This is a genomic window from Kluyvera sp. 142486 (genome assembly GCF_046569695.1).
In the GTDB taxonomy this organism is placed as follows: Bacteria; Pseudomonadota; Gammaproteobacteria; order Enterobacterales; family Enterobacteriaceae; genus Kluyvera.
Window position 1 is genome coordinate 227,827 of sequence record NZ_JBKHUI010000001.1, and the last position, 25,865, is coordinate 253,691.

Annotated in this window: 26 protein-coding genes; 11 read left to right on the top strand and 15 right to left on the bottom strand. The window is 53.4% G+C overall.

Annotated elements, in window-relative coordinates; translation table 11 throughout:
- Nucleotides 1-116 precede the first annotated feature (116 nt).
- Genes pcaC through ACLGE8_RS01155 form a run of 6 tightly spaced genes read right to left on the bottom strand, consistent with a single transcriptional unit; the run spans nt 117 to nt 5,181 of the window.
- A complete protein-coding gene (gene pcaC / locus ACLGE8_RS01130; protein ID WP_410995894.1) occupies nt 117-506 on the bottom strand; it encodes a 4-carboxymuconolactone decarboxylase in 390 nt (129 codons plus the stop codon).
- Complete coding sequence (gene pcaD, locus ACLGE8_RS01135) at nt 496-1,260, bottom strand: 3-oxoadipate enol-lactonase (RefSeq protein WP_410995895.1); 765 nt, start codon at nt 1,258-1,260, stop codon at nt 496-498. The genes pcaC and pcaD overlap by 11 nt, the downstream gene beginning before the upstream one ends.
- The gene (locus ACLGE8_RS01140; RefSeq protein ID WP_410995896.1) at nt 1,257-2,603 is read right to left on the bottom strand and encodes a 3-carboxy-cis,cis-muconate cycloisomerase; all 1,347 of its coding nucleotides are present in this window, start codon (nt 2,601-2,603) and stop codon (nt 1,257-1,259) included. Before ACLGE8_RS01140 ends, pcaD begins: the two co-directional genes overlap by 4 nt.
- Before the next feature lie 9 nt (nt 2,604-2,612).
- A complete protein-coding gene (pcaF, locus tag ACLGE8_RS01145) occupies nt 2,613-3,815 on the bottom strand; it encodes a 3-oxoadipyl-CoA thiolase (protein WP_410996093.1) in 1,203 nt (400 codons plus the stop codon).
- Nucleotides 3,816-3,824: 9 nt separating this feature from the next.
- Nucleotides 3,825-4,481, bottom strand: coding sequence for a 3-oxoacid CoA-transferase subunit B (locus tag ACLGE8_RS01150; RefSeq protein ID WP_410996095.1), 657 nt, complete (start codon nt 4,479-4,481; stop codon nt 3,825-3,827).
- Between the two features lie 10 nt (nt 4,482-4,491).
- A complete protein-coding gene (locus tag ACLGE8_RS01155; RefSeq protein WP_333497285.1) occupies nt 4,492-5,181 on the bottom strand; it encodes a 3-oxoacid CoA-transferase subunit A in 690 nt (229 codons plus the stop codon).
- A gap of 168 nt (nt 5,182-5,349) precedes the next feature.
- On the opposite strand from ACLGE8_RS01155, the gene ACLGE8_RS01160 reads away from it, so the two are divergent.
- On the top strand, nt 5,350-6,156 hold the full coding sequence (locus tag ACLGE8_RS01160) for an IclR family transcriptional regulator C-terminal domain-containing protein (protein ID WP_410995897.1): 807 nt from the start codon (nt 5,350-5,352) through the stop codon (nt 6,154-6,156).
- On the opposite strand, the gene smrA is transcribed toward ACLGE8_RS01160, so the two are convergent.
- Nucleotides 6,153-6,716 carry a DNA endonuclease SmrA gene (smrA, locus tag ACLGE8_RS01165; RefSeq protein ID WP_410995898.1) on the bottom strand — a complete coding sequence of 188 codons (564 nt, stop codon included), beginning with the start codon at nt 6,714-6,716 and terminating at the stop codon, nt 6,153-6,155. The genes ACLGE8_RS01160 and smrA overlap by 4 nt on opposite strands.
- Before the next feature lie 588 nt (nt 6,717-7,304).
- Here smrA and ogt point away from each other — a divergent pair.
- From ogt to uspE, 3 genes are all read left to right on the top strand, one after another.
- The gene (gene ogt / locus ACLGE8_RS01170) at nt 7,305-7,820 is read left to right on the top strand and encodes a methylated-DNA--[protein]-cysteine S-methyltransferase (RefSeq protein ID WP_410995899.1); all 516 of its coding nucleotides are present in this window, start codon (nt 7,305-7,307) and stop codon (nt 7,818-7,820) included.
- A gap of 196 nt (nt 7,821-8,016) precedes the next feature.
- On the top strand, nt 8,017-8,769 hold the full coding sequence (gene fnr / locus ACLGE8_RS01175) for a fumarate/nitrate reduction transcriptional regulator Fnr (protein WP_015964308.1): 753 nt from the start codon (nt 8,017-8,019) through the stop codon (nt 8,767-8,769).
- Nucleotides 8,770-8,999: 230 nt separating this feature from the next.
- On the top strand, nt 9,000-9,950 hold the full coding sequence (gene uspE, locus ACLGE8_RS01180; RefSeq protein WP_410995901.1) for a universal stress protein UspE: 951 nt from the start codon (nt 9,000-9,002) through the stop codon (nt 9,948-9,950).
- A 106-nt stretch (nt 9,951-10,056) separates the two neighbouring features.
- Here the strand turns inward: uspE and ACLGE8_RS01185 are convergent, their stop codons facing one another.
- The 3 genes from ACLGE8_RS01185 to pntA all read right to left on the bottom strand — a co-directional run bounded on the left by ACLGE8_RS01185 (nt 10,057) and on the right by pntA (nt 13,311).
- Entirely contained in the window at nt 10,057-10,245 is a 189-nt protein-coding gene (locus ACLGE8_RS01185; RefSeq protein ID WP_035895467.1) for a YdiH family protein, read from the bottom strand.
- Between the two features lie 136 nt (nt 10,246-10,381).
- On the bottom strand, nt 10,382-11,770 hold the full coding sequence (gene pntB / locus ACLGE8_RS01190) for a Re/Si-specific NAD(P)(+) transhydrogenase subunit beta (RefSeq protein WP_035895466.1): 1,389 nt from the start codon (nt 11,768-11,770) through the stop codon (nt 10,382-10,384).
- Between the two features lie 11 nt (nt 11,771-11,781).
- Nucleotides 11,782-13,311, bottom strand: coding sequence for a Re/Si-specific NAD(P)(+) transhydrogenase subunit alpha (pntA, locus tag ACLGE8_RS01195; RefSeq protein ID WP_410995902.1), 1,530 nt, complete (start codon nt 13,309-13,311; stop codon nt 11,782-11,784).
- A gap of 525 nt (nt 13,312-13,836) precedes the next feature.
- Between pntA and ydgH the strand changes: the two genes are divergently transcribed.
- The 3 genes from ydgH (at nt 13,837) to folM (ending at nt 17,192) form a co-directional block, all read left to right on the top strand.
- Nucleotides 13,837-14,787: a DUF1471 family protein YdgH gene (ydgH, locus tag ACLGE8_RS01200; RefSeq protein ID WP_333497249.1), complete on the top strand. Its 951-nt coding sequence runs from the start codon at nt 13,837-13,839 to the stop codon at nt 14,785-14,787.
- 260 nt (nt 14,788-15,047) lie between these two features.
- The gene (locus ACLGE8_RS01205) at nt 15,048-16,430 is read left to right on the top strand and encodes an amino acid permease (RefSeq protein WP_410995903.1); all 1,383 of its coding nucleotides are present in this window, start codon (nt 15,048-15,050) and stop codon (nt 16,428-16,430) included.
- A gap of 39 nt (nt 16,431-16,469) precedes the next feature.
- Nucleotides 16,470-17,192 (top strand): dihydromonapterin reductase, encoded by a 723-nt coding sequence (gene folM, locus ACLGE8_RS01210; protein WP_410995904.1) that lies wholly within the window; start codon nt 16,470-16,472, stop codon nt 17,190-17,192.
- Between the two features lie 3 nt (nt 17,193-17,195).
- Here folM and ACLGE8_RS01215 read toward each other — a convergent pair whose 3' ends face one another.
- Nucleotides 17,196-17,531: a GlpM family protein gene (locus tag ACLGE8_RS01215; RefSeq protein ID WP_185666207.1), complete on the bottom strand. Its 336-nt coding sequence runs from the start codon at nt 17,529-17,531 to the stop codon at nt 17,196-17,198.
- A gap of 154 nt (nt 17,532-17,685) precedes the next feature.
- On the opposite strand from ACLGE8_RS01215, the gene rstA reads away from it, so the two are divergent.
- Nucleotides 17,686-18,405 (top strand): two-component system response regulator RstA, encoded by a 720-nt coding sequence (gene rstA, locus ACLGE8_RS01220; protein ID WP_410995905.1) that lies wholly within the window; start codon nt 17,686-17,688, stop codon nt 18,403-18,405.
- A gap of 143 nt (nt 18,406-18,548) precedes the next feature.
- On the opposite strand, the gene ACLGE8_RS01225 is transcribed toward rstA, so the two are convergent.
- Nucleotides 18,549-19,079, bottom strand: a complete 531-nt coding sequence (locus ACLGE8_RS01225) for an isochorismatase family protein (RefSeq protein ID WP_410995906.1) — start codon at nt 19,077-19,079, stop codon at nt 18,549-18,551.
- Between the two features lie 242 nt (nt 19,080-19,321).
- Between ACLGE8_RS01225 and ACLGE8_RS01230 the strand changes: the two genes are divergently transcribed.
- Nucleotides 19,322-20,665: a cation:dicarboxylate symporter family transporter gene (locus ACLGE8_RS01230; protein WP_410995907.1), complete on the top strand. Its 1,344-nt coding sequence runs from the start codon at nt 19,322-19,324 to the stop codon at nt 20,663-20,665.
- A 63-nt stretch (nt 20,666-20,728) separates the two neighbouring features.
- Here the strand turns inward: ACLGE8_RS01230 and ACLGE8_RS01235 are convergent, their stop codons facing one another.
- The gene (locus ACLGE8_RS01235) at nt 20,729-21,520 is read right to left on the bottom strand and encodes a PhzF family phenazine biosynthesis protein (protein WP_410995908.1); all 792 of its coding nucleotides are present in this window, start codon (nt 21,518-21,520) and stop codon (nt 20,729-20,731) included.
- 203 nt (nt 21,521-21,723) lie between these two features.
- Nucleotides 21,724-22,575 (bottom strand): nitroreductase family protein, encoded by an 852-nt coding sequence (locus ACLGE8_RS01240; RefSeq protein ID WP_410995909.1) that lies wholly within the window; start codon nt 22,573-22,575, stop codon nt 21,724-21,726.
- A 129-nt stretch (nt 22,576-22,704) separates the two neighbouring features.
- On the opposite strand from ACLGE8_RS01240, the gene ACLGE8_RS01245 reads away from it, so the two are divergent.
- Complete coding sequence (locus ACLGE8_RS01245; protein WP_410995910.1) at nt 22,705-23,604, top strand: LysR family transcriptional regulator; 900 nt, start codon at nt 22,705-22,707, stop codon at nt 23,602-23,604.
- Between the two features lie 67 nt (nt 23,605-23,671).
- Here the strand turns inward: ACLGE8_RS01245 and ACLGE8_RS01250 are convergent, their stop codons facing one another.
- Complete coding sequence (locus tag ACLGE8_RS01250) at nt 23,672-24,259, bottom strand: YadA C-terminal domain-containing protein (RefSeq protein WP_410995911.1); 588 nt, start codon at nt 24,257-24,259, stop codon at nt 23,672-23,674.
- Here ACLGE8_RS01250 and ACLGE8_RS01255 point away from each other — a divergent pair.
- Entirely contained in the window at nt 24,203-24,787 is a 585-nt protein-coding gene (locus ACLGE8_RS01255) for a hypothetical protein (RefSeq protein ID WP_410995912.1), read from the top strand. The genes ACLGE8_RS01250 and ACLGE8_RS01255 overlap by 57 nt on opposite strands.
- Nucleotides 24,788-25,865 lie beyond the last annotated feature (1,078 nt).

Below are 25,865 nucleotides of genomic sequence, written 5' to 3' on the forward strand. Positions count from 1 at the left end.
TCAGCTCCTGGGGATTCACTCCCTTGCCGCCTTGATGCAACTTGAAAGAATTTGTGTATAAATAGAAAAAGATTACCGATAATAATGGAACTACGTTTTATTTTTTCACTTCACGATCACGCTTTCTCCGCATCAACCTCATCAAACACCTGCTGAGCCAAATGCATGGTGGCATTTGCCGCAGGTAAACCGCAGTAAAGCGCCGAGTGCATAATTAACTCTTTCAGCTCATCGCGGGTAACGCCGTTATTAAACGACGCGCGCAGATGCATTTTCAGTTCGGCTTCACGGTTCAGCGCAATCAGCATAGCGATGGTGATCATGCTGCGCGTGTGGTGATCCAGCCCCGGACGGGTCCAGGTTTCGCCCCAGGCGTAGCGCGTGATAAAGTCCTGAAACTCTTCGTTTAACGGTGAAAGTTTCGCCACGGTGCGGTCAACATGGGCATCACCCAACACTTTCCGTCGTACCGCCATTCCCTGCCGATAACGTTCGTTATCCGCCATGATTCCTCCGTAAAAACGCGACCAGCGCGGCGTTAAATTCACCGCGGGCTTCAATATTCGAGAGATGCGAGGCCGGAAGCTCTACCTGGAACGCGCCGTCTATTTGCTGATGCAGATAGTCGGCATCATCCACGGTGGTGACCGGGTCATACTCACCAGCGATGATCAGCATCGGCACGGTAATCGCCGCCACTTCTGCCCGCAGATCCGCCGCCGCAAGCGCGTCGCAGCATTCGGCATAACCTTCGGCATCGGACTCAGCCAGTTGATGGCAAAGCGGTTCAACTATCGCCGCCTCATGCTGACGAAACGCCGGGGTAAACCAGCGGTCGGCGGAACCGGCTGCCACTACGCCCATTCCTTCGCTGCGCACGGTGCGCGCACGGGAGAGCCAGCCTGCCTGTTCGCCAATCTTCGCGGCGGTGTTAGCCACCGCAATGGCGTCAAAACGCTCCGGCGCGAAGCGTGCCAGCCACAGCCCAGTCAGGCCCCCCATCGAAATACCGCAGAAGCTGGCGCGGTCGATATTCAGGTGATCGAGCAGCGAAATAACGTCTTCTCCGAGTTGTGACAGTGTCACCTTTCCACGTTTGGTCGTTTGCCCATGACCGTGCGTATCGTAGCGCAGTACGCGGAAGTATTCGGTCAGCGCGGGCATTTGCGCGTCCCACATGGAGAGCGTGGTGCCCAGTGAGTTTGATAACACCAGTACCGGTGCCTTTTCCGGTCCGTCGAGTCGATAATGGATATTCATGTCCCTAACTCCTGAAAGCGCGCCAATACCTGGCGCACAAAGTGGTCCGCGCTACCGACAGCGTTTGCCGGGTCCAGTAGCTGCGTAAGTTGCTCTGGAGAAAGATGCTGGCTCACCAGCGGATCGTTTTCCAGCAGCGGTCGTAACGGGCAATCAAGCGCAATCGCCCGGTGGCAAATCGTTTCAATCAGATGGTGAGCATCGGCTTTACCGAGATGCGCCGCCAGCGCCTGGGTGACCGATTCCGCCATCACCAGACCGTGAGTGATATCCAGGTTATCGCGCATTTTTTGCGTATTAACCTGCATCCCTTTTACCAGATATTCGCTGTTTTCCAGCACCCCGCCCGCCAACATTATCAGTTGCGGCAGCGTTTCCCATTCTGCCTGCCAGCCGCCCAGCGCGCGTTCGTGCTGTTGAATCTGGCTGGCATACAGCGTTGCCATCAGCCCCGGCACTCTGGTCACCGCTGCCAGAATCGCGGCGCAGCTCACCGGGTTACGTTTATGCGGCATCGCGGAGGAACCACCGCGCCCTTCGGCTATCGGTTCGCTCACTTCCGCCACTTCCGTTTGCATCATTAAGGCAAAGTCATTGGCAAATTTGCCCAGCGTCCCGCACAGCCCGGCGTACCAGCTCGCTAGCTCAATCAACCGGTCCCGCTGGCTATGCCACGGCGTATCGGGAAGCGTCAGGTTCAGTTGAGCAGCCAGCGCCTGTGCGACTTCCGGCCCCTTCTCTTTTAGCGATGCCAGCGTGCCCGCCGCGCCGCCGAACTGCAGCGCCAGTACCCGCGAACGCATCTGTACCAGGCGTTCCTGCCAGCGTAGTAACGCATCCAGCGTACCCGCCAGTTTCAGACCGTAGGTAATAGGCAGCGCATGCTGCATCCAGGTTCGCCCTGGCAGCAGCGTGTGCTGATGACGCTTCACCTGTTCCGCCAGCACGCGGATCAGCTGCGCAAGCCGTGTTTCCGTTTCGCCAAGCGCCTGCTGGAGCTGGAGCATCAATCCCGTATCAATGGCATCCTGGCTGGTCGCCCCCCAATGGACGTAGCGGGCGGCATCCGTATCGGTATTTTTCACCCGCTGGGTGAGCTGTTTAACCAGCGGGATCGCCAGATTACCCGCGTTCGCTGCCGAAGCGGCCAGCGCCGGAAGGTCGATAAGCGATACCCGGCAGGCAGCGGATATCGGTGCGACCGCCGCATCAGGGATCACGCCGCAGCGCGCCTGCGCCGTCGCCAGAGCGGCTTCAAAATCCAGCATCCCCTGAACGAGACGTTCATCGCTGAAGATGTCCGTTAATGCTTCAGTGCGCAATAGCGGGGTCAACACACTCATTCCAGCTCCTTATACGCGTTCAATAATCAGCGCGATCCCCTGGCCTACGCCGATACACATGGTGCAGAGCGCATAGCGCCCACCGGTACGACGCAGTTGGTAGGCGGCGGTCATCGCCAGCCGCCCACCCGACGCCCCCAGCGGATGGCCCAGCGCAATCGCCCCGCCGTGCGGGTTGACGTGCGCGGCATCGTCCGGCAGCCCTAAATCACGCAGTACCGCCAGCGCCTGCGCGGCGAAGGCTTCATTCAACTCGATAACATCCATCTGCGCCAGCGTTAACCCGGTTTGCGCCAGGACTTTACGCACCGCCGGTGCCGGGCCAAAGCCCATGATGCGCGGCGCCACGCCGGCGGTGGCGATACCCACCACACGTGCCAGCGGCTGTAAATCGTTCTGCGTCATCGCCAGTTCACTCGCCAGCAGTAGCGCACAGGCACCGTCGTTAACGCCGGAGGCATTGCCTGCCGTAACGGTGGCATCAGGGCGCACCACGCCTCTTAATTTTGCCAGCGCCTCAAGCGAAGTGCTGCGCGGGTGCTCATCCTGGCTAAAAATCAGCGGTTCACCTTTGCGCTGCGGGATGTGCACCGGAATTAATTCATCATTAAACACACCGTTGGCCTGCGCCAGCGCGGTACGCTGCTGGCTACGTAGAGCAAACGCGTCCTGATCCGCACGGGCAATGGCAAAATCGATCGCCACGTTCTCCGCCGTTTCCGGCATTGAGTCCACGCCGTAGCGCGCTTTCATCTGGCTATTAATAAAACGCCAGCCGATGGTGGTGTCTTCCATCTTCATGCTACGGCTGTAGGCACTTTCCGCTTTACCCATCACAAACGGCGCGCGCGACATACTCTCTACGCCGCCTGCGATCATCAACTGCGTTTCGCCGCTTTTAATCGCCCGCGCCGCCACGCCAATGGCGTCCAGGCTGGAACCACAAAGTCGGTTAATGGTGGTGCCTGGTACCGTTTCCGGCAGCCCGGCCAGCAGCAGCGCCATACGCGCGACGTTGCGGTTATCCTCACCCGCCTGGTTGGCGCAGCCGTAAATCACGTCGTCGATACGTGCCGGGTCTAGCCCACGGTTGCGCTCAATAAGGGCTTTCAGCGGCAGCGCCGCCAGATCGTCCGCGCGAACGCTTGCCAGAGTACCACCAAAACGACCGAACGGAGTGCGGACCGCGTCGCAGATAAATGCTTGATTCATCATTGTTCCTTAAGCGATTTCCGCTACGGCGTTATAGGAAAGCGTTACCGGGGTAATTCGCTGTAATTCTTCAAAAGAGAGACCGTTAAAAATTTCGCGTACCACTGGGCCGCTGACGGTAATGTCGATCACGGCCAGGTCGGTATAGATGCGGCTAACGCAGCCTACGCCGGTGAGCGGATAGGTGCAGTGCTCAACCAGCTTGCACTCGCCGTCGCGCGTGAGGTGGTCCATCATCACAAAGACCTGACGCGCGCCAACGGCTAAGTCCATCGCGCCGCCCACCGCAGGAATGGAGTCCGGCGCGCCCGTGCTCCAGTTGGCGAGGTCGCCCGAAGCGGAAACCTGATAGGCACCCAGTACGCAAATATCGAGGTGGCCGCCGCGCATCATGGCGAACGAGTCGCCGTGGTGGAAGTAGCAACCGCCCTGCAGTAAGGTCACAAACTCTTTACCGGCGTTAATCAACTCCGGGTCTTCTTCCCCCGACGCGGGCTTCGGCCCCATGCCCAGCAGGCCATTTTCGCTGTGCAGGAACACTTCTTTATCCGTCGGCAGGTAGTTGGCGATGCGCGTCGGCAGGCCGATGCCTAAGTTGACGTAGGCCCCTTCCGGGATATCCTGCGCCACACGTTTAGCCATATCGTCACGAGAGAGTTTTTGCATCATGGGCTCCTTAGGCGCGCTGTGCCTGGACGTTGAGGTTTTCCAGCGAGAAAACGCGCTGCACAAAAATACCTGGCGTGACGACGTTCTCCGGATCAAGTTCTCCCAGCGCCACTAAATTAGTCACTTCGGCAATCGTCGTTTTCGCGGCGGTAGCCATGATTGGCCCGAAGTTACGCGCCGCTTTGCGGTACACCAGGTTGCCCCAGCGGTCGCCCTGATGGGCTTTGATCAACGCAAAGTCCGCTTTAATTGGGTATTCCAGAACATAGTGGCGACCGTCGATTTCCCGCGTCTCTTTGCCTTCCGCCAGCGGCGTGCCGTAGCCCGTCGGGGTGAAAATTGCCCCTAGCCCTGCGCCTGCGGCCTGTATACGCGCCGCCAGGTTACCCTGCGGCACCAGCTCAAGCTCCACTTTGCCGCGGCGATACAGGTCATCAAAAATCTGCGAATCGACCTGGCGTGGGAATGAACAGATCATCTTGCGAACGCGCCCGGCTTTCAGCAGCGCCGCGAGACCAATTTCACCGTTACCGGCATTATTGTTGATGATGGTCAGGTCACGCGCACCCTGCTCAATCAACGCATCAATCAGCTGCGTCGGCTGCCCGGCAGGCCCAAAGCCGCCAATCATTATTGTCGCCCCGTCGTGGATACCCGCAACGGCATCGGTCAGCGTCGACACACTTTTATCGATCATCAGGTTGCTCCTTGATGTGCGGTTATCGCACTTATATTCGTTGTTCGCCCAAAATGTGACCCGCTTAACGATGCCGGTCAAGGGCGATAATCGAAATATGGTGCGATTATCGAACATCGTGTATGTTTAGCTGAAGAATGTGATCGGCGGCATAAACGGAGAGAAAAAGTGGAGAAACATCCAGACGATATTTTGACGGGCGACAGCGACCCGTTTAAAGGTGACCCAAACTTTATGGCTTCGCTGGCGCGTGGGCTGGAGGTGATTCAGGCCTTTACGCCGCAGCGTCGGGTGCTGTCGATTTCACAGATCAGCCAGAAGACGGGTATTCCGCGTGCAGCGGTGCGCCGCTGCTTGTATACGCTGGGCAAGCTCGGATTTGTCTATGCGGAAGACGGCAAAAACTTTCAGCTGCGCCCGCGAATTTTATCCCTCGGCCACGCGTGGTTAGCCTCAACGCCGCTGGCGCGTTCGGCGCAACCGGTGCTACGGCATTTGAGTGAAATGCTCAATGAGTCCTGTTCAATAGCGACCCTCGACGGCGACGATATTTTGTATATCGCCCGCGCCTCCAGTTCGCGCATTATGACTATCGATCTCGATATCGGCAGTCGCCTGCCCGCATGGTCAACCTCGATGGGACGCGTGCTGCTGAGCTATCAGCCGGAAGAGAAGCTTAACGACATGCTGGCTCGCATCACCATGATTCGCTATACCCCGCAGACTATTTCATCCGTTGCCAAACTGCGTAGCGAACTGAAGGCGGTTCGTCAGCAGGGATATGCGTTAAACGACCAGGAGTTAGAGATGGGCCTGCGTTCACTGGCGGTGCCGCTGTTTAACCCGCAGGGACACGTAGAAGCGGCATTGAACGTTGGGGTGCATGCCGGGCAGGTTTCCGCCGCTGAACTGTTAGAGCGAGTATTGCCGGAACTACAAAAGGCGGCTACTGAATTGAGTTTGCTGCTGCGCTAGCGGCTACGTTTGGCGTGGCGCTCCCAGTTTTCCTGTTTTGCCGCCTCCGATTTACGCAACGCAACATAGCACGCGCCGCTGCCGCCATGATGCGGTAGCGCGCTGCAAAATGCCTGTACGTTATCGAATTCGGTCAACCAACGGGCCAGGTAGCTGCGAATGATATTGGCGTGAGCGTTATCCGTTTTGCCTTTGCCGTGAATAATCAGCACATTACGCAGATTCTCTTTTTGCGCCTGGTGGATAAAGGCATACAGACTCTGGCGGCACTTTTCGACCGGTTGATGCAGCAGGTTGAGACTGGCCTGTTGGCCATACTTACCTAGCCGAAGTTTATCCAGCACGCCAGTTTGCAGCCCTTCGCGTTTAAACTCCAGCGGCGTGGCGAGCGGGACGATATCCAGAAAACCGGTGGTGAGAAAATTATCGAGCTGCAGCGTATCTATCTGCTGCCGGGCGCGAGTATTACGGGCAGGTTGCCAGTGAACATCATGGCACTGCTTCAGCGGCTGGACATCCTCCATGGCGTCAAGAAACAGCGATTTGTCGTCAAGATTCATGAGTCGTCCCCTTCATTACGTCTGGCGCATACTATAGCCGGGTCGCCGGGCGGGCTCAATGCGTTGTCGGTACGTTGTCGGCATTCTCATCACTCAAATATCTTCATTCAAAACCCATTATTTATTTGAATAAATTAATGTGTGCTTAAACATTGTATATCGAAAGTTAATTTTTGGTTCGCGTTGCTAATACGTGAAATAAATCACCAAGAATTATCTGGAAAATTAACGCGAACCCGTTATAAATAGTAATACCCGCTGTTCGGAGCAAAAGTGGGCAACAGTACGGATACAATTGTGTGGTTGCTGCGGGGTCTGGCGATGTCGACAGACCCCGATTTTTATTCTACAACACGCATGAAAATCACCATTAGCCATGATTTTCAATGCATTACTTATAATTCTCAGTCATAGCGTTATATTATCGCGCACCTCGCTGTTATTTATCTCTCTATTTATCCACTCTTTCCTGAAGATAATAAACAATCCTCTTAATTTATGGGGTTACACATCTGAGGTATAGAGAACGTTCGCATTCACATGGTATGGTGGAGTATAGGAATAATTCATTTCAATGAGAGCGTACTGATGCTGACTTTGCTCGAAGATAAAATTGCTACACCGGTTGGGCCGCTATGGATCCTTTGCGACGAAAATTTTCACCTGCGGGCAATTGAGTGGGAAGAACATAGCGATCGCATGGAGCAGTTACTGGACATTCATTACCGTCAGCAGGGCTATACCAGAGTGGCTTCGCGTAACCCGGGTGGACTCAGCCAGAAACTTGCAGACTATTTTGAGGGAGATCTTGCCATTATTGACTCGTTACCAACGGCAACCGGCGGCACGGATTTCCAGCGTGAAGTGTGGCAGACCTTACGCACCATCCCCTGCGGGCAGGTCATGCACTACGGCCAGCTCGCCGAACAACTCGGTCGCCCAGGCGCGGCGCGGGCGGTGGGTGCAGCTAACGGTTCGAACCCCGTCAGCATTGTCGTGCCATGCCATCGCGTGATTGGCCGCAACGGCACCATGACCGGCTACGCGGGCGGCGTACAGCGTAAAGAGTGGCTTCTGCGCCATGAAGGCTACCTGCTACTTTGATTTTCTGTGCCTTATAACCGGGGTGACAACATCCCCTTTCATAATCGCACCTAAAAATTATTGATTTATATCAATAAGATAATCCTCAATGGGAACTATCCCTTTTTAATATTGGGTGAATCCCTATGCCGAGACTTACCTGCTCCATAAAAAGATGTTAAAATTGACTAATATCAATTACGGCTTGAGCAGACCTATGATCCCGGAAAAGAGAATTATACGACGCATTCAGTCTGGCGGTTGCGCTATCCATTGTCAGGATTGCAGCATCAGCCAGCTTTGCATCCCGTTCACTCTTAATGAGCATGAGCTTGATCAGCTGGATAATATTATCGAGCGCAAAAAGCCCATCCAGAAAGGGCAAACCCTTTTCAAGGCCGGTGATGAACTGAAGTCTCTGTACGCCATTCGCTCCGGTACTATCAAGAGCTATACCATCACCGAACAGGGTGATGAGCAGATTACGGGCTTCCATCTGGCCGGTGATTTAGTGGGCTTTGATGCCATCGGGACAGGTCACCACCCTAGCTTTGCTCAGGCGCTGGAAACCTCAATGGTTTGTGAGATCCCGTTCGAAACGCTGGATGATTTGTCCGGTAAGATGCCGAACCTGCGCCAGCAGATGATGCGTCTGATGAGCGGTGAGATAAAAGGCGATCAGGATATGATCCTGCTGCTGTCGAAGAAAAATGCGGAAGAGCGTCTGGCCGCCTTTATCTACAACCTGTCACGTCGTTTTGCGCAGCGCGGCTTTTCTCCTCGTGAGTTCCGCCTGACGATGACCCGCGGTGATATCGGTAACTACCTTGGTCTGACGGTAGAAACCATCAGCCGCCTGCTGGGTCGTTTCCAGAAAAGCGGCATGCTGGCGGTGAAAGGCAAATACATCACCATCGAAAACAGCGACGCGCTGGCGGTGCTGGCTGGTCATACTCGTAACGTTGCCTGATAGGTTATGCACTTTCCTGCCTAAAAGCCCCGAATCTTCGGGGCTTTTTATTGTGTAACATAGACAAAACGGGCCCGTTTTCCCTCCGCCCAGTCACGCTCAGCGATATCTCTTCTGCACATCAAATTTATCCTGTTTATTGATCTGGCGAAGGTTATCCCCTGTTTCATTCTCCATATATGAGTTATCTTTTACTTACAAACTGTGGTTACAGCTGTAAGGAGACCTGTATGGCCAAGTATCAAAATATGCTCGTTGCTATCGATCCTAACCAGGACGATCAGCCTGCGCTACGCCGTGCCGTTTATCTGCATCAACGGATTGGCGGTCGCATCAAAGCTTTTTTGCCTATTTACGACTTCTCTTATGAAATGACCACCCTTTTGTCTCCTGACGAGCGCACCGCAATGCGCCAGGGCGTAATTAGCCAGCGAACCGCATGGATCCGCGAGCAGGCGAAATTCTACCTGGAAGCAGGCGTTCCGCTTGAGATTAAAGTGGTGTGGCACAATCGGCCATTTGAAGCGATTATCCAGGAGGTCATCAGCGGCGGTCACGACCTGATGCTGAAAATGGCGCACCAGCACGACAAACTCGAGTCGGTCATCTTTACGCCTACCGACTGGCATCTGCTGCGTAAATGCCCTTGCCCGGTCTGGATGGTGAAAGACCAACCCTGGCCGGAAGGCGGTAAAGCGCTGGTGGCCGTCAACCTCGCCAGCGAAGAGGAGTACCACAACGCGCTGAACGAGAAGCTGGTGAAAGAGACAATGGAACTGGCAGAGCAGGTCAACCATACCGAAGTTCACCTGATCGGTGCTTATCCAGTCACCCCTATCAACATTGCCATCGAACTGCCTGATTTTGATCCAAGCGTCTATAACGATGCCATTCGCGGCCAGCACCTGCTGGCGATGAAATCACTGCGTCAGAAATTCAGCATTGATGAGAAGTTCACCCACGTAGAGAAAGGGTTGCCTGAAGAGGTCATCCCGGACTTAGCCGCGCATCTGGATGCCGGTATCGTGGTGCTGGGCACGGTTGGCCGTACTGGTATTTCGGCGGCGTTCCTGGGCAATACTGCGGAACAGGTCATTGACCATCTGCGCTGCGATCTGCTGGCTATTAAGCCGAACGATTACCAGACGCCGGTGGAGATGGATGACGAAGAGGACGATTGACGGTCCTGGTGATAGTAATAAAAAACCGGCTCAGGCCGGTTTTTTTCTGTCTGGAGCAGAATCCCCGGCGTCGCATTGCTCGACCGGGCTACAAACAACACACCTATCAGTGGAGCCCTAGTCGCCAGGCAAAATCGATCTCTTCTTTAAGTTCAATGGCGGAAAGCGACATCAGGTCGGCAAATTCCAGCTCAAGTTGCTTAACGCGTTTCAGATATTGTGCGGGGGTTAACGGGGTGGTTTCACGGCGGAGATATTCGATGGCCAGTTGTGCAGGCGATAACAAGGTATCCATAATTTCCTCATAGGTGTGGACGACGTTGAATAGTATAACACCGATGAGCGCACAATTTTTGACCAAAAACAATCAAGCAACAAATAAAAAAGCCGCCGGTCAGGCTGACGCGGCGGCTTAGCATTCACGTTATCTATCAGAGCGCTTTCAGAATTGCGTCCACGCTGGCTTTAGCATCACCAAACAGCATGGAGGTATTCTCTTTAAAGAACAGCGGGTTCTGTACGCCTGCGTAGCCGGTGTTCATTGAGCGTTTGAAGACGATAACGTTCTGCGCCTTCCACACTTCCAGAACCGGCATCCCGGCGATTGGGCTCTTCGGATCGTCCTGCGCGGCCGGGTTAACGGTGTCGTTCGCGCCGATAACCAGCACAGTATCGGTATCGGAGAAGTCGTCGTTGATCTCGTCCATCTCCAGTACGATGTCGTAAGGCACCTTCGCTTCCGCCAGCAGCACGTTCATGTGGCCTGGCAGACGCCCGGCAACCGGGTGAATACCGAAACGTACCTTAATGCCGCGCGCACGCAGCTTGTCGGTAATTTCAGCGACCGGGTACTGCGCCTGTGCCACCGCCATGCCGTAGCCTGGGGTGATGATCACGGTGTGGGAGTTTTTCAGCATTTCTGCCGTCTCTTCCGCGGTGATTTCGCGGTGCTCGCCCACTTCTTCGTCACTACCGGTAGAGGAACCATCGGTACCAAAACCACCGGCAATAACGCTGAAGAACGAACGGTTCATCGCTTTACACATGATGTAAGACAGGATGGCACCAGAAGAACCCACCAGCGCACCGGTGACGATCAGCAGGTCGTTGCTGAGCATAAAGCCTGCTGCCGCCGCTGCCCAACCGGAGTAGGAGTTCAGCATGGACACCACCACCGGCATGTCCGCACCGCCGATGGAGGCGACCAGATGCCAGCCGAAAGCCAGCGCGATAACGGTCATCACCAGCAGGCACAGCACCTGGGTGCCGACGCTATCGGTGCGCACGAAGGCCACCAGCAGCAGGAAGGAAACCACCAGCGCCGCCAGATTCAGCTTATGGCGGTTTGGCAGCATCAGCGGCTTAGAAGACATCTTGCCGCACAGCTTACCGAACGCCACGATAGAACCGGTAAAGGTTACCGCACCGATGAAGATGCCGAGGAACACTTCGGTCAGGTGAATATTGACCAGAATCTGCTCCATACCGGTTTCGTGCTGCAGGTAGCTGTTAAAGCCAACCAGCACCGCCGCCAGACCAACGAAGCTGTGCAGAACTGCCACCAGTTCCGGCATTTCGGTCATTTCGACTTTCTTCGCCAGGCGAATACCAATCGCGCCGCCGATAATCATCGCCAGCAGAATCCACGCTACGTTGCTGGTATCCGGCCCGAAGATGGTCGCAATCAGGGCGATAGCCATCCCGGCAATACCGTAGTAGTTGCCCTGCTGGGACGTTTCGTGTTTTGACAGCCCTGCCAGGCTAAAAATAAACAGGATCGCGGCAACAATGTATGCAGCTGTAACTAATCCTCCAGACATTTGTTAACCCCTTATCCTTTGCGGAACATTTTCAGCATGCGCTGAGTGACGGTGAAACCACCAAAAATATTAATGCTGGCGATCAATACCGCGATAAAACTCAGGAAGCTGACCCAGCCACCATGGCCAATCTGCAGGAGCGCGCCCACCACGATAATGCCGGAGATGGCATTCGTGACCGACATCAGCGGCGTGTGCAAGGCATGAGAAACGTTCCACACCACGTAGTACCCCACCACGCAGGACAGCGCGAACACCGTAAAGTGACCGAGGAACTCTTTCGGCGCGACGTTCGCAAGCCAGCCGAATAAAATAATCACCAGCGCCATCAGCGCATATTTGCGCCATGGTGAAGCCGGTTTCGGCGCTTCTTTCGGCTCTTCAACCGCTTTCTTCGCCGCCTGAGGCTGAGCAGAAACCTGAATCGGCGGCGCCGGCCAGGTGACTTCGCCTTCGCGGATCACGGTCACACCGCGAATCACGACGTCATCAAAGTCGATGGTGACGTTGCCGTCTTTCTCTTTGCACAGCAGTTTCAGCAGGTTTACAAGGTTAGTGCCGTACAGCTGGGAGGATTGGGTCGGCAGACGACCGGCAAGGTCGGTGTAGCCAATCACCTTCACGCCGTTTGGCGTGGTGACGATTTGGTTCGCCACGGTGTATTCACAGTTGCCGCCGTTTTGCGCCGCCAGATCAACAATCACGCTGCCTGGGGTCATGGAGTCAACCATTTCGCGGGTGATCAGCTTCGGAGCCGGTTTACCTGGAATCAGCGCCGTGGTGACAATGATGTCGACCTCTTTTGCCTGCGCGGCAAACAGCGCCATTTCCGCCGCGATAAACGCTTCGGACATTACTTTAGCGTAGCCATCACCGCTACCCGCTTCTTCTTTAAAGTCCAGCTCAAGGAACTCGGCGCCCATACTCTGCACCTGTTCTTTCACTTCTGGACGCGTATCGAAGGCTCGCACAATCGCGCCAAGGCTGTTTGCTGCTCCGATCGCTGCAAGACCTGCGACGCCAGCACCAATCACCATCACTTTCGCCGGAGGCACTTTCCCTGCCGCGGTGATTTGACCGGTAAAGAAGCGACCAAACTCGTGAGCCGCTTCTACAATCGCACGGTAACCGGCGATGTTGGCCATCGAGCTTAAGGCATCGAGCGACTGCGCGCGAGAAATGCGCGGTACGGAGTCCATCGCCATCACGTTAACACCACGCGCGGCAAGTTTTTCCATCAGCGCGGCATTTTGTGCCGGCCAGATAAAACTAATCAGCGTAGAGCCAGGATTCAGCAGCGCAATCTCTTCGTCCAGCGGCGCGTTGACTTTCAGAATAACGTCAGAGTGCCAGACCGCATCGCCTGAGACAATTTCGGCTCCGGCCTGAACAAACGCGTCATCATCAAAACTTGCCAGTTTTCCTGCACCACTTTCAATTGCCACGCTGAAACCGAGCTTAAGCAGTTGTTCCACCGTCTTCGGCGTTGCTGCGACTCGCGTTTCCTGGGCCCACCTCTCTTTTGGTACACCAATACGCATAACTATTCCCTTACATCGGTTCTAATTTGATGGTTTGCCATTTTGTCAGTATGTTGCGGATGACCCGTCAGCGAACAAACAGGCGAGCAACCTGAATAAATAAAACAGTAACAAACTGTCTATAACCTACTGAAAATCCCGATTGTGATCTAGCTCCGAAAAACACTATTTTTGCATTAAATGCCGAATACCGAGTGGCGACGGTTACAAACAGCGATATTTACCCCCGATTTGATTAGCGAGCCTCATAAATCGCTTCATCAGCGAGTGAAAACATGATTATTTGCGGGCAAGATATGCCATTTAACATTCCATTAACTTAAAAAAGTCATAAGGTTGACCGGTTTTTCTGGTCAAGAGCCCGTTTTTTCAACATATCAGGAAAAGTTATCCAAAACCGTCATCGGGTTCGCATCTGAAGTTAAAAATGACGCAGACAGTAGAGTCATTTCAATGCCATAATCAGGCGTTTCCCGTTTACAACATTTCCCGAATTTGGTTTGCGCAAGGCGAAGGATTATTTTTATGAAGCTTAAGAACACCCTCCTCGTGTCCGCCATGCTGACTGCCGCGGCCATGTCCGCTCAGGCAGCAACCGAGCTGACCCCGGAGCAAGCGTCCGCACTGAAGCCCTATGATCGTGTCGTGATTACCGGTCGTTTTAACGCCATTGGCGATGCCGTTCAGGCGGTATCCCGTAAAGCGGACAAAGACGGCGCAGCCTCCTTTTACGTTGTCGACACCTCTGATTTCGGCAACAGCGGGAACTGGCGCGTAACGGCAGATTTCTATAAAGCCGATGCGGCAAAATCAGAAGCCCCGAAAAACCGCGTGATTAACGGTATCGTTGAGCTGCCAAAAGATCAGGCCGTTGCACTGGTGCCTTACGACACTGTGACCGTGCAAGGCTTCTACCGCAGCCAGCCTGAAGTGAACGATGCCATCACCAAAGCAGCGAAGGCGAAAGGTGCAGCATCCTTCTTTATCGTTCGTCAGGTTGATGCTAACGACGGTGGCAACCAGCGCGTAACGGCGTATATCTATAAAGCCGACGCGGAAAAACGCGTTCTGCAGAGCCCGGATGCGATTCCAGCCGATTCCGACGCTGGCCGTAAGGCGCTGGCCGAAGGTGGCGAAGCCGCCAAACAGGTTGAAATCCCCGGCGTTGCCACCACCGCTGCCGTGGGCGCAGGTACCGGCGTAGGTCGTTTCTTCGAAACCCAGTCCTCTAAAGGTGGACGTTACAGTGTCACGCTGCCTGACGGCACCAAGGTTGAAGAGCTGAATAAAGTTGCAGCAGCACAGATGGTTCCGTTCGACAGCGTTAAGTTCACCGGTAACTACGGCAATATGACCGAAGTGTCCTACCAGGTGGCGAAACGCGCAGCGAAGAAAGGCGCGAAGTACTACCACATTACGCGTCAGTGGCAAGAGCGTGGCGGCAACGTCACCATCAGCGCCGACCTGTACAAGTAATCTCAAAAAAGCCGGTGATCCTCTCGCCGGCTTTTTTCATCACGATCCTATCCTCTCGCATCCGCCCGTTTTTAAACCACTCAACCGTCTCGCTATCCATTTTTTATCTTCCCTCGTCCGATAGTGTGACTTTTTCGGACATACATTGTTGCATGTATGCACTGCACTCCGTAAAATCGCCGCCTCAGCGCAATCCTCCATTTTTATGCGATTTCGCCAAATAAATATTCTTGTTCTTCTTCTTCCGCGACAGGATTCACATGGAAAAGAAATTAGGGCTTAGTGCCCTGACGGCGCTGGTGCTGAGCTCAATGCTCGGAGCGGGCGTTTTTAGTCTGCCGCAAAATATGGCGGAAGTCGCCAGCCCTGCTGCGCTGCTGATCGGTTGGGCAATCACCGGTGTCGGCATCCTGTTTCTTGCCGTGGCAATGCTGGTGTTGACCCGCATTCGTCCCGATCTCGACGGCGGCATCTTTACCTACGCACGCGAAGGTTTCGGCGAACTGGTTGGCTTCTGCTCCGCCTGGGGCTACTGGCTGTGCGCGGTCATCGCCAACGTCTCCTATCTGGTTATCGTCTTCTCGGCGCTGAGTTTCTTTACCGATACGCCGGAGATGCGCCTGTTTGGCGACGGCAATACCTGGCACTCCATCGTCGGCGCCTCGATACTGCTGTGGGTTGTCCATTTTCTGGTCCTACGAGGCGTGCAGACTGCTGCCAGCATCAACCTGGTAGCGACGCTAGCTAAACTGGTGCCGCTCGGGCTGTTTATCGTTCTCGCCGCCCTTGCCTTCAACAGCGACGTGTTCACCCTCGACTTCCACGGTATCGATTTAGGCGTGCCGGTCTGGGAACAGGTGAAAAATACCATGCTGATTACCCTGTGGGTATTTATCGGCGTGGAAGGCGCAGTGGTGGTTTCTGCCCGTGCACGTAATAAAAAAGATGTCGGTCGCGCGACGCTGCTTGCGGTCATCTCTGCGCTGGGCGTTTATCTGCTGGTAACGCTGCTGTCGATGGGCGTCGTTGCGCGCCCTGAGCTTGCTGAAATGCGCAACCCGTCGATGGCAGGTCTGATGGTGCGCATGATGGGCTCGTGGGGCGAAGTGGTGATTGCTGCTGGGCTGATTGTTTCGGTCTGCGGGGCTTACCTGAGCTGGACGATTATGGCGGCGGAAGTGCCGCTGCTGGCCGCTACGCACAAAGCGTTTCCGCGTATTTTTGCTCGCCAGAACGCCAATAATGCACCCTCCGCTTCGCTTTGGCTGACCAACCTCAGCGTGCAGGCAAGCCTGGTGCTGATCTGGCTGACCGGGTCAGACTACAATACGCTGCTGACCATCGCGTCCGAAATGATCCTCGTGCCTTACTTCCTGGTCGGCGCGTTCCTGCTTAAAATTGCGAATCGTCCGTTACACAAGCTTATTGGTGTCGGCGCCTGTGTTTATGGCTTATGGTTATTGTATGCTTCTGGCCCCATGCACCTGCTGCTGTCGGTCGTACTCTATGCGCCAGGGCTACTGGTCTTTATTTATGCCCGCCGCACCCATGTCGATAACGTCATGCTGAAGCGTCGTGAGTTGGCTTTAATTGGTTTGCTTCTGGTTGCCGCCGTACCGGCAACGTGGATGCTGATGGGGTGATGCGCGTGGCCCCATTGTCTTTAATATAAGGAGAGTACGATGGGAAACATGCTATCACGCCCGATTCTGATAACCGGTGGAGGCCGCCGCATTGGCCTCGCCCTTGCCCACCACTTTCTCACCCAGCAGCAGCCGGTTATCCTAAGCTACCGCACCCACTACCCGGCTATCGACGTGATGCAGCGGGCAGGCGCGGTCTGCATTCAGGCGGATTTCTCCACCGACGAGGGGATTTATACCTTCGCGGATGCGGTGAGAACTCACTGCTCTAGCCTGCGTGCGGTGATTCATAACGCCAGCGGCTGGCTGGCGGAGAGCCCTGGCGCATCGCTCAGCCACGTGCTGAACGCGATGATGCAAATCCATGTGCACGCCCCCTATCTGCTTAACCACGCGCTGGAAGATATGCTGCGCGGTCATGGTCACGCCGAAGGCGATATTATTCACTTTACCGATTACGTCGTAGAGCGCGGTAGCGATAAGCACATCGCCTATGCGGCCAGTAAAGCGGCGCTGGATAATATGACTCGATCCTTTGCCCGCAAGCTGGCGCCGGAAGTTAAGGTGAACGCCATTGCGCCTGCGCTGGTGCTGTTTAATGAAGGTGATGATGCGGAATATCGCCAGAAAGCGCTTAATAAGTCGCTGATGAAGATTGCCGCAGGGGAGAAAGAGATTATCGATCTCGTCGACTATATCCTCGGCAGCTGCTACGTGACCGGGCGTACCTTTGCCGTTGATGGTGGTCGCCCGCTGGTCTAGCGCTTAGTGGAAACGTCCCCACAAAAAGATCAGCAGCCAGGCGCTGACGCCCCAGCAGGCCACCGCGCCTGCTAGCGCCAGCGGCAGGCGCATCATGCCGGTGAGATACCACAACGACAGTAAATAGAGAAAATACGGGATAATCGACCACATGCCGAACACGATGGTCGTTCGCAGCGCCTCGGTGCCTCGCTCGCTGGCGACAATATAGTGCGCGATCAGCGCAAAAGTGGGAAACAGCGGGATCAGCCCCGCAATCGCGTAGTTTTTGGTTTTCGCTAAAATCCCGATCAAGACAACCACCAGCGCCCCAAGCAGCGCCTTAATTAACAATCCCATTGCATTATTTACCGCTAAACAACATGTTGTCTGAGCATAACGGATGTCCGTCTATTAATGAATGCTTAATGCCGCTCAGAAATAGAGAAAGCAGAGGTGGCAGGCGGTGGGCGCTCAGTGTATCGTAGCGTTTTTTCCGTCAGTGCGTAGAGTAATGAATAAGATCGTTTATGTTGAGGATGATCCGGATGTTGGGGCGCTGATCGCCGCTTATCTCGGAAAGCATGATATGGATGTGGTGGTCGAGCCACGTGGCGACAACGCCGAAGCGACGATCGCCCGAGAAAACCCGGACCTGGTGCTGCTGGACATTATGCTGCCGGGTAAAGACGGCATGACGCTGTGCCGCGACCTGCGCGGCCAATGGACCGGGCCAATTGTTCTGCTGACATCACTCGATAGCGATATGAACCATATCCTGTCCCTGGAAATGGGCGCCAGCGACTATATTCTCAAAACCACCCCACCCGCTGTTTTACTGGCTCGCCTGCGTCTGCATTTACGCCAGCGTCCAGCCGCCAACAACAGCATCGTACAGACCCAGCCTACCCTGACGCCGCACAAAGCAATTCGCTTCGGCACCCTTTCCATCGACCCGGTCAACCGGCAGGTGCTGCTGAGCGGCGAAAGCATCGCGCTGTCGACGGCGGATTTCGATCTACTGTGGGAACTGGCGACGCACGCCGGGCAAATTATGGATCGCGATGCGCTGCTGAAAAACCTGCGCGGCGTGACCTACGACGGCATGGACCGCAGCGTAGATGTGGCGATTTCACGCCTGCGTAAGAAACTGCTCGATAGTGCCACCGAGCCTTACCGTATTAAAACCGTGCGTAATAAAGGTTATCTGTTCGCACCGCACGCCTGGGAATAACACACATCCCAACAGCATAATATGCTGACTATAAAACTATAACCCTCGAGAGACGGCACACCAGCCCTCTCAAAAACAGCGTGTTTATGCTGCCAGCTGCGCACTAAACACGCTGCTGGCAATATTATCTCTAATTTCGTTCGCTATTGCGTCAGCTCGGCCGTCGTCACACCTCGTGCAAAGCCCGCTTCAAGCAATCCCAGCGTCACGTTGAAGATAGCTTCTGCGCTCAACCCCTCGCCCAGAGGAAAACTCAGTACCGCATCGCGAACGATCGTCATGTTCAACCCCAAATCGGCCCCGGATCGAATCGTTGAGTTAACGCAGAAACCGGCCACGGCGCCAATCACCGTTAACTCGTTAATGTTCTCGCGCTGTAGCCACTGGTGGAGATCGGTCGAACTAAACGCCGATGAGGTTTGTTTGATAAAGACCTTTTCTTCGCCCTGCTCCTCAAATCCTTCGACCGGCGGAAAATGGGGGGACTCTTTATGTAGATCGGACCCAGGTTCTGTCGTTTCATGCCGCACGTGAAGCACGGTTTTCCCAGCAGTCCGGAACGCGGCTAAAACCGCTTTCATATTCCCGATGCTGGAGGTAGGAAAATACTCAATCCCACGCGCAATTCTATCGCTGACAAACCGCTGCATATCAATAACCAGTAAAGCCTGCATAAAGCCCTCGACAGTACAGAAAAAAGACAAATTACGAGAATCATGGTGCGAAAACAAGCCGCTCAATATTGTTCCACCTTCCCTGTCGGCCAAATGCAAAAAGTCACACTTTTTGTATGACAAATTAGCATCTTTCTCTCTATAATCCGCCGCGCGCTATTATCCATCCGGATAATAGGTTAATTAATTGAAAACAACTCTTTCCGGCATTTCAGGTGCTGAATGGGGCAAGAGGCTTAAAGATGTTCACTACACTCGCGTATATTGCGCTTTTTTTGATCTGCTCATGGGGCATTTTCGAAATAGACAAACGCAGTTCATCGCTTTCCCGCTCTGTCTTCGCGGCTATTTTCATCGGCGCGCTCATCGGGCTTTCTCTTCACTTTATCGCCAGCGACAGCAGAACCACCGTTATTGATTGGTACAGCGTGATTGGCAACGGCTACGTTAATTTATTAAAGCTGGTCGCCATTCCGCTGATCTTTATTTCCATTCTCTCAGCGATTAATAAGCTCGAAAACAATGCTGGGATCGGCAAAATGTCGCTGACCATCGTCGCTTGTATGTTGATTCTGGTGATGATCGCCGGGTTTGTTGGTCTGACGGTGGCGCATACCCTGGGGCTGAGCGCCAGCACCTTCGGACAGATGCAGTCCACGCTAACCGCAGACGATGTGTCGAAAACCGCCGCCGTTTCACTGCCGCAGCTTATCACCGCCTTGATTCCCACCAATCTGTTCCTCGACCTGACCGGAGCCAGAAGCGTTTCGGTGATCGGAATAGTGATATTTACCCTGCTGGCGGGTATCGCGCTGCTGAAAGTAAAAAAAGAGGCGCCGGAAGAAGGTGCAAAATTAAGCGCCGGTATTAACGCCATTCAGATGTGGGTCATGAAGATGGTGCGCATCGTTATTGCCCTTACACCTTACGGGGTGCTGGCATTAATGGCGAAGGTGTTTTCCACTTATCAGCTCGCGCAATTTACCAGCCTGCTCGGCTTTATTGCCGCCTGCTACCTGGCGGTGGCGATGATGTTTATTGTGCATGCTATTTTGCTGGTGTTGAGCGGACATAACCCGCTGCACTACTACAAAACCGTGTGGCCAGTGCTAACCTTTGCCTTTGTTTCCCGCAGCAGCGCGGCGGCTATTCCGCTGGCGATTACCGCGCAGGAGAAATTTGGTGTGCCGAGCACCATTGCCAATATCGCTGCCTCGTTTGGCTCCAGCATGGGGCAAAACGGCTGCGCCGGTATTTATCCGGCCATTATGGTGGCGATGATTGCGCCAACGATGGGCATCAATCCGTTCTCCGTGCATTTCCTGGTGACGCTGCTGCCGGCTATCGCACTGGGTTCTATCGGCGTCGCGGGTGTGGGTGGCGGCGGTACCTTTGCTGCGCTGATTGTGCTTTCCACACTGAATTTTCCGGTGGCGCTGGTCGGGATCTTTATTGCGATTGAGCCGATTGTTGATATGGCGCGTACCGCGCTGAACGTGAATGGCTCGATGATGTCCGGCGTGATTGCCAGCCGAATATTGACGAAAGACGAGACGACGCAAGAAACAGAAGCGTCGCTTAACTGATATCACGCGCCTCGGTGCCCTGAACGCCGAGGCGCGTTAAATAGCAGTATCACTCAGAAAATATTAGCGCAGCACTATTTTGCCTATCAGATAGGTCGTCGCTTGCCCGCCAATATGAACGCGTTCCCCCAGGTGGCGGCAGCGCAGTTCTCCACCACGCTCCACGCCCTGATGCGCCATCATCTCCGTTTTGTTCAGCTTTTCAGCCCAGTAAGGGATGAGCATGCTATGCGCAGAGCCGGTTACCGGATCCTCAGCCACGGCTTCACCTGGACAGAAGAAGCGGCTAACAAAATCGTACTCGCCCGTCCCTTGCGCGGTGACGCAGACCATTTTTCCCAGCGGCACCATGGCGTTAATATTCGGCCGTAGCGCCTCAACCTGCTGCTGATTGTCCAGTACTACCAGGTAATCGCGCGCAACACGTACTTCTTTATATTCGCTGATACCCAACGCTTCCAGCAGCAACGCGGGCGGCGCGGCTGGTTCGGTCTTCCAGGCCGGGAAATCAAGCGTTAACCACTCCCCGCTGCGAGTCACCGTCAGCGGCCCGACAAAACGGGTATCGAAATGGATCGTCGCATCAGGGAAATTCAGGTATTCAAAGATAACGTGTGCGGCCGCCAGCGTCGCGTGCCCGCAGAGGTTAATTTCCCCCTGGGTGGTGAACCAGCGGAGTTCAAAGCCATTATCCGTGGTGACAAAAAATGCCGTTTCCGATTGGTTATGCTGCTTCGCCATCTTCAGTAACGTCGCATCCGGCAGCCACTCGGTGAGCGGGCAAACGGCAGCGGCATTGCCACCAAATGTCGTGGTGGTGAAAGCATCTACCATATAAAAATCGATCTGTTGCATAGCCTAACCTCTCATCAAGCGCAGGAGAATCCGCATCTTTTTCCATTGCGGAATGACACAATTTAGATTTTTTTTATGCACTTACACCATAACAGGTCTTGTCTCCGGCGTTACAGATTTCTTACGCACAACGGCATCCAGAGAAACCAAATCACACTGAAGTGCAATTTGGCTGCTGATGGTTGAGGGTTCGAGTGGTTTGTCTACTTCAGTTTAAAACCGCGCATTTGAACCGTTTCACGCAACGCTGAGCGCCCCGCCATGTAATCCATGCTGGTTGCGGATTCGACGACAGACCCACTCCAGTTTTTTTTGCTCATCCGTTGGCGTTCACGGAATGCCTGGTAAACGGTTTCGTAATCATCAAGGTAGTCGCGGTAGCGGCCTTGCTCATAATGATTGTAATGCAGCACCATTGGCTGAGCGGGACGCGGACGGATACTGCTGGCTCGGGCGTTATCCGGCAACCCTACCGCCATCCCAAAGGTAACAAAGCTGTATTGCGGCAGGTTGATCATTTCCGCTAGCGATTCTGCGATGTTACGCATCACGCCAAGATAGACGATCCCCATGCCAATAGACTCCGCGGCAACGGCGGCGTTTTGTGCGGCCAGTGCAGCATCAATCGACGCCATCAAAAAGGAATCAAGATAATCGAACACAACAGGTTCTTTACCTGAATTCCGCGTCATTTCTGCACCACGGGAAAGATCTGCAACCCAAAGCAGCAGTGCGGGCGCTTCCTCAATCCATGGAATACGGTCTGCCGGAACGGAACGCGCTACCGTATCTGAGATCCGCTGCTTTAGCACAGGGTCCGTTATTGCCACCACGCTCCACTGGTTCAGCGCCGATGAGTTTGACGCTGACTGTGCTGCGGCAACCATCGTTTCAATGGTGCCTGCTGGCAGTGCGTCAGGCAAAAAAGTTCTGACTGACTTATGACTCAGAAGCGCCTCAACCTGAGGTGTCCAGATCATAGGTTCTGGTTTGCTTTGTGTTTTCCCATAGCGTGCATCAAGCAACGCTTGTTGTGCTGCGGTTGCAGTGGACATCGTTTTACTTTCCTTTTTTGACTTGAGTAGCTGCAGCATAACGAAATCACACATCCAGATAACCACGCCTTTTTAGACTTCACTGTTCACCTGTGTGCACAATAACGTGATGTGATATAGAATAAATTCATGGACCATCTTTTATCTATACGCACCTTCCAGCGCATCGTTGAGACGCGCTCTTTTACTAAGGCCGCAGCACACCTGGGGCTACCGCGTTCAACCGTCAGCAAAACACTCAAAGAACTGGAAGAACATCTCGGGACAAAACTCATCCAACGCACGACTCGCTCCGTGACGTTAACCATTGAAGGCGCGGAGTATTATCGAAGGATCAGTAAAATTGTCGCTAAGCTTGATGACACTGAGACTGCGCTGCGCGATATGGGAACGGCCGCAAAAGGCAGGCTACGAATTGATCTTCACTCGTCATTAGCGAACTTTGTACTATTGCCAATACTCGACGAGTTTCGTGGACGCTATCCCCAGATCCAGCTAGCACTCGGCGTTGGCGATCGTCCCGTCAACCTTATTGAAGAAGGCGTTGATTGCGTCATTCGCGCGGGAGAACTGGCAGATTCATCGTTAATCGCGAGAACCTTATATAAAGATCGATTGCTGACCTGCGCCAGCCCTGACTACCTTGCACAATACGGTACGCCCAAAACGCTTACTGACCTCGAAGACGGACATAAAATTGTTGGCTATTTCAGCGCCGCGACGGGTGAGGTCTGGCCTCTACGTTTCCGCAACCGTGGGGGTGATAAACTGATAGGACGTTTCGATATTGCCGCCAATGATAGCGCCGCGCTGATTGGGATGCTCATTCACGGTATGGGAATTGGGCAAACACACGCCAGCGTCGCTAAGCGCTTTATTGACTCAGGAGAGCTCATCCCTATTCTGGAAAACTCAACTAACACCTCATTTCCTGTTTCAATCATCTATCCGCCGACCAAACAGTTAAATGCGCGTTTGCGGCTTTTTCTCGACTGGATAATAGAAAGGTTCGCCGAGTTCCCCAAATAATGGGGAACATCTTTGTTTATCTACAAATCAACATACTAGTACAGTATATCGCCGCGATCGGACATCATTAAAAACCAACGCCAACCCCAACGCTAACGCCATAGTTGTTCGCCGTATCCGCCGACATATTTACCTTGCCAACGACATGATCGTTAAAGTTAACTGATGCCCCGACGGCTAGTGCAGACTCTCCGTTATACTCTCCTGCTCCAGCGCCAAACATAACGTGCTGGTTAGTTTGCACCTGTGGAATGGCAGCCATAGCCATAGCACCAGAAATACCCGCATTTGCCTGTTTCTCGTTGCGGTCCACTTCGTCTTTCAGTGCATTGAACTTCGCGTTATTCTCTCCATTCATGTTCTGAATTTCTGAATGCAAAGAATGTAATTCATCATCCTGGCGGCTCAGCTGGGTTGTATTGTTATTAACCCGCTGATTCGTGGCAGAGATTGACTTTGCGTTATTCGTAACCCCCTGGGTATTGGCCGTAATATTAAGGCTGTTGCTAAGTATCTTTTGCTCGTTATTGACGACCTGCTTTTGCGTTTTGGTATCAATCTGTATCCTTGTCACCCCATCGTGACCGTTTGCACCATCATGACCGTCAGCACCATCTTTACCATTGGCTCCAGCTACGCCCTGAATACCCTGCAAGCCCTGTGCGCCGGTATCACCCTTGTCGCCTTTAGCGCCATCATGACCGTCAGCACCATCTTTACCATTGGCTCCAGCTACGCCCTGAATACCCTGCAAGCCCTGTGCACCGGTATCACCCTTGTCGCCTTTAGCACCATCGTGACCGTCAGCACCATCTTTACCATTGGCTCCAGCTACGCCCTGAATACCCTGCAAGCCCTGTGCGCCGGTGTCACCCTTGTCGCCTTTAGCACCATCGTGACCGTCAGCACCATCTTTACCATTGGTTCCGGCTACGCCCTGAATGCCCTGCAAACCCTGTGCGCCGGTGTCACCCTTGTCGCCTTTAGCGCCATCGTGACCGTCAGCACCATCTTTACCATTGGCTCCAGCTACGCCCTGAATGCCCTGCAAACCCTGTGCGCCGGTGTCACCCTTGTCGCCTTTAGCGCCATCGTGACCGTCAGCTCCATTTTTACCGTCAATACCATCTCGTGGGGCATTAGCCGCCGCATATTTGCTGGTGGTAAGCGCCGCTTGCGCTAGTGCTCTTACATCGACAGGCTGGCCCGTAGGATCATTTTTGGTATAGCCAACGTTCAATACCGTATTGCTTTTCGCTACGGCCACCGTGTTTACTGCAACGGGAGGCGATGTGACAGCGAGAAGGCCTGGCTCATTCTGAGACACTCTGGGCTGTACAATTACGGGCTTGTTCGCGTTTACCGCTACGGACGGCAAAGTAGAATTAAGTGTTACCGTTGAGACAGGGGGAGTAACGATATTCCCAATTTGGGGAACATAAATAACCTTACCCTGCACTTGGTCATAATAGCTATTGCCCACCAGTTTATTGTTCGCATCTTTCAGCGTATCGGATGACATGACTGCAGTGCGAATCCACGATGCGTATTTATCAATATCGGGGTGTGCAATAAAGTATGCGTTAGCGGCATCCAGATCGGCACCTGTAAGTGATGCATTCGCATATGAATTAACGGCTAACAGCGTAGCTATTATAAAAATACCTGGAGTGGGTTTTTTCATTATGACGTTCTCAAAAGTAATAGATGAATAGCAGACAATCCATTACCCGCTCGTTTTAACACTTAATAAACAAAAAACTAAAAATACCTTAAAACAGACCTTAACCCATTGTTTTAATTGACCAATAGATAATAAGCAGCAACTTCCATTTGGAATTTATAACTCGACTGCATGGCTATAACGAAAATGAGCTTTCGATTGAAATCATGACGTCATTAAAATAACAAAAAAAATTAGTAATATTAAAAAAAATCAAATTTTAATTAACAATTAAATAACTTAGTTCGGTCCGCAAAACAAGATATTACTTTTACCATTTATATTTTCAACAAAATAATTCTAATGAATGATGACATTAATATCATGCTAAGTATTAATCGGGAATTACACGTTATAATCTCGTAAATAAAAAGTATTATTATTTTATTTTGGCTTTCATATGAAAATAAAAAATATCATTAATCATTCCATCCAGGCATCATTGCCCACACTTCCACATGAAAGCAGAAGATAACCGAAACGTATTTATCGCTGGATATCGCATTCATGAGAATGCAGAAATGCGTCATCCAGTGTA